At 68.6% G+C, this 3386-nt stretch carries 6 protein-coding genes; 3 read left to right on the top strand and 3 right to left on the bottom strand.

Going from position 1 to position 3386, the window contains the following annotated elements:
* The first annotated feature begins 283 nt into the window (after positions 1–283).
* The 3 genes from secG to VGS97_RS19260 all read left to right on the top strand — a co-directional run bounded on the left by secG (position 284) and on the right by VGS97_RS19260 (position 2298).
* Entirely contained in the window at positions 284–511 is a 228-nt protein-coding gene (gene secG / locus VGS97_RS19270; protein ID WP_326854977.1) for a preprotein translocase subunit SecG, read from the top strand.
* A 222-nt stretch (positions 512–733) separates the two neighbouring features.
* On the top strand, positions 734–1069 hold the full coding sequence (locus VGS97_RS19265; RefSeq protein WP_326854976.1) for an RNA polymerase-binding protein RbpA: 336 nt from the start codon (positions 734–736) through the stop codon (positions 1067–1069).
* Positions 1070–1137: 68 nt separating this feature from the next.
* A complete protein-coding gene (locus VGS97_RS19260) occupies positions 1138–2298 on the top strand; it encodes a DUF2332 domain-containing protein (RefSeq protein ID WP_326854975.1) in 1161 nt (386 codons plus the stop codon).
* 22 nt (positions 2299–2320) lie between these two features.
* Here VGS97_RS19260 and VGS97_RS19255 read toward each other — a convergent pair whose 3' ends face one another.
* The 3 genes from VGS97_RS19255 to VGS97_RS19245 all read right to left on the bottom strand — a co-directional run.
* On the bottom strand, positions 2321–2710 hold the full coding sequence (locus tag VGS97_RS19255; RefSeq protein ID WP_326854974.1) for a type II toxin-antitoxin system VapC family toxin: 390 nt from the start codon (positions 2708–2710) through the stop codon (positions 2321–2323).
* Positions 2710–2985, bottom strand: coding sequence for a type II toxin-antitoxin system prevent-host-death family antitoxin (locus VGS97_RS19250; protein ID WP_326854973.1), 276 nt, complete (start codon positions 2983–2985; stop codon positions 2710–2712). The genes VGS97_RS19255 and VGS97_RS19250 overlap by 1 nt, the downstream gene beginning before the upstream one ends.
* A gap of 52 nt (positions 2986–3037) precedes the next feature.
* Positions 3038–3386, bottom strand: a 349-nt coding sequence (locus VGS97_RS19245) for a 6-phosphogluconolactonase (protein ID WP_326854972.1), incomplete at its 5' end; no start/stop codon positions are given.

The raw sequence follows: 3386 nt of genomic DNA, 5'->3' as shown, positions 1-3386 counted from the left end.
GGTCGCGGCGCCTGTCACGCACGCTCGCCGCGTTGTCGGTTCGCCCCCAGACAACCAGTCTGGAGGCGAACCTCCGCCTTGCGATCGCACGCGCCATGCGCCGCGCCCTGAACCGACCCGACTTCTCAAACACCCCCTAGCAGGGCGCGGTCCCGCATCCGCCGGGGCCGCGCCGATCCGCGCCACAACAGCCGGCGGCACTGGCTCGGACGGAAGGCGGCCGGTAAGCTCGGCTCCGGCCCCTGCCCCGGGTATCCGGCCATAGTAGAGAGAAGAGCCGCACGTGGTCGTCGCACTGGAGATCATCCTCGCCATCACCAGCCTGCTGCTGATCGTCTTCGTCCTGCTGCACAAGGGCAAGGGCGGCGGCCTCTCCGACATGTTCGGCGGTGGCTTCACCTCGCAGCACGGCGGCTCGTCGGTGGTCGAGAAGAACCTGGACCGGATCACGATCGTGCTCACGGTCCTCTGGGTCGCCGCGATCGTCGGGCTCGGCATCGCCTACAAGTAGTGGCGGTTTCGTCGCGCCGAGTATCGCGGCCTCGTCTCCGATCCTTGACGCGTCGTCACCCGGGATTCCCGCAGAGGTGACGACGCGTAGCATGATGTGACATAGCCCCGTCCTGCCCGATCGGAACCGGGACGACCGACGTACACGTCTCCGTTTTCGCTCGTACACTGGTGCATCGCGCACCGTACGGGGCGAGGATCGATCCTGTCAGGGAGACGAACAGTGGCTAGTGGCAACGCGATTCGCGGGAGTCGGGTCGGCGCCGGACCCATGGGCGAGGCCGAGCGCGGCGAGACCGCCCCCCGGATCTGGATAAGCTTCTATTGCTGCAACGGCCATGAGACCAAGCCGAGCTTCGCGTCCGAGGCGCAGATCCCGGACACCTGGGACTGTCCCCGCTGCGGCTTCCCGGCCGGTCCCGACCCCGACAACCCGCCCGCCCCGCCACGCACCGAGCCGTACAAGACGCACCTGGCCTATGTGCGCGAGCGCCGTTCCGACGAGGACGGCGAGGCGATCCTGGCCGAGGCTCTGGCGAAGCTGCGCGGCGAGGTCTGAGGTCCAGCGGGGCCCGGGGCCGCAAGGTCCGGGCGCACGCTGTCGGCACGCGCCGTTAGGATCACCTCGTGGTTGAGGCGTTGCGCAATTTCCAGCTGTTCCTGGACCGGGAGGCGGCCAAGTCCTCGCCGCTCTATACCGCGCTGACCGCGCAGGTCTCCCAGGACCTTCAGGACGGCGGCCCGATCTCACAAGTGCTCGTCGCGGCGCCGGAGCGCCAGCGCATCCCCAACCTGCTGTTCGCCGCGGTGCAGCGGACCCTGTTCGACGAACCGGACAGCGACCTGGCCGAGTACTACCCCTCGCTCGGCGGGACGCGCGCCCCCGACGCCGAACTGGCCGAAACCTTCTCCCGCTTCGTGCTGGCGCACCGCGACCGGATCGAACAGGTCCTGGCCACCGGCGAGACGCAGACCAACGAGGCAAGGCGCGCGGCGCAGCTCTTCCCGGCCTTCGGCTGGGCGCAGGCCTGCACCCGCCGACCGCTCGGCCTGATCGAGGTCGGCACCAGCGCCGGGCTGCTCCTGCACGCCGACCGGTACGCGTACGTATACGAGTTCGAAGACGGCTCCGAACTCGGCGCGGGAGAGGGGAGCGCCGACGGCGTCCCCACGCTGCGTTGCGCGGTGACCGCCCCCGCCGCGCAGACGACGCCACAAGCAATCAAGGCGCTGACGCCCTTCGTGTCGAAGGACCTGCGGATCGCCTCGCGCGTCGGCCTCGACCTCAACCCGCTCGACCCGGCGGATCCCGAGGCCCGCGCCTGGCTCGACGCCCTGGTCTGGCCCGAACACGCCGAACGCCGCGCCCGCCTTCGCGCGGCCCTCGACCACGCGGCACGCAGGCCGGTCCGGCTACGCAAAGGCGACGCCCTGCGCATCCTCCCCGACGCAGTGGACTCAGTACCCGACAACGCGATCCCGTGCGTGTTCGTCTCCAACTCGCTCGCGCACTGGACCGCTGACGGCCGCGCCGACTTCGCCGCCCTGATCCGCCGCCTGGGCACGCGCCGGGACCTGGTCTGCGTCATCAAGGAGGGATACGCGACCGGCCTGGGCCTGTTCACCGGCCGCACCCACAACCTGACCGAGGACGAGGAGGCGCCGTACGAGGTCATCGGCGCGGCCGTCTACCTCGGCGGCCAGGAACGGCTCTTCCGCCTCGGCACCGGTGAACTACACGGCGTCGGCCTGACCTGGTCGCCCACCCCGCTACCCACGAATCAGTGACCTGAGCCGATCGCGCGGACTGTTACGCAGGTGCCTCGACCGGAAGACCGATCGTGGTCGCCGCAGACGCAAGCCGCTTGTCATAGGTGACAAAGGCCGTCAACGCCGGGCGCATCGCCTGGGCTGTGGCCAGGTGAATCGCGTCGAGGCTTCGCGGAAGCGAGTCTCCGACTGTCTCGGCACTGCTCGCCACTCTATCGATACTCATGAGGGAGATTGACGACAACACCGTCTGTGCGCGCTCGGCCCGGTGAGACCCATATCGGCCTACTGCGCGCAGCAGCCCGATCCGAAGCAATCGGGAGGAGACCCGGGGCAGTCCTACGCGTTCGGTGAGCCACAGCTCTAACGCATGAGTCTCAGTCTCGGGAACGACGAGTTTCAACGCGGCCGACGTGTCCAAGTAGATCATCAGTATCGTTCTTCTTCGCGGTCCCGAATCAGTAGTTCGGACAGGTTGATATCGCCATCCCGGTCTTCGCGCGGCGCAGTAGGCGGAATAGGTCCCGGGTTCGACGCCGGAATGACCGCCCCCTGCGCTATCAGCTCATCGAGTAGCGGTACGCCGGTCAGCGGCGCGTCCGGAACGAGTCTGGCGATGGCCCGGCCGTATTCCGTGATAGTGATGAGCTCGCCGTTTTTGACTCTCTCCAGCACGCGCGCAGTCTGCTGATTGAGCTCGCTCACTGTGACTGTGGCCATGATTCGTTCTACTAGAAGCTAGTAGAATGTGCCACGACTATGGCGAGGCGGGGCGGTTCAGGCCCGGGGGCAGCTCGCAGGCGCAGGCACGGTCGATCAGCCACAGGGTTCTGACACGTCCCAGGGCGCCCGCGGCCGGTACCTGCACCCGGCCGCCGCCGGAGAGCGCCATGTGGGCCGCCGCGGCCTTCTCGGCGCCTGCCGCGACGATCCAGACCTCGCGCGCGTTCTGGAGCGTGCGGAAGGTGAACGAGAGCCGGTCCGGCGGGGGCTTGGGCGAGTTGTGCACGGCGATGACCGCCGGGTCTTCCTCGTAGACGCCGGGGTGCTCCGGGAACAGCGATGCCACGTGGCCGTCCGGGCCCATGCCGAACAGCTCCACGTCA

Source organism: Actinocrinis sp. (genome assembly GCF_035946395.1).
Classification (GTDB): Bacteria; Actinomycetota; Actinomycetes; order Streptomycetales; family Catenulisporaceae; genus Actinocrinis.
Note: the sequence above shows the minus strand (reverse complement) of the source record. Positions and strands in the feature narration are given on the sequence as shown.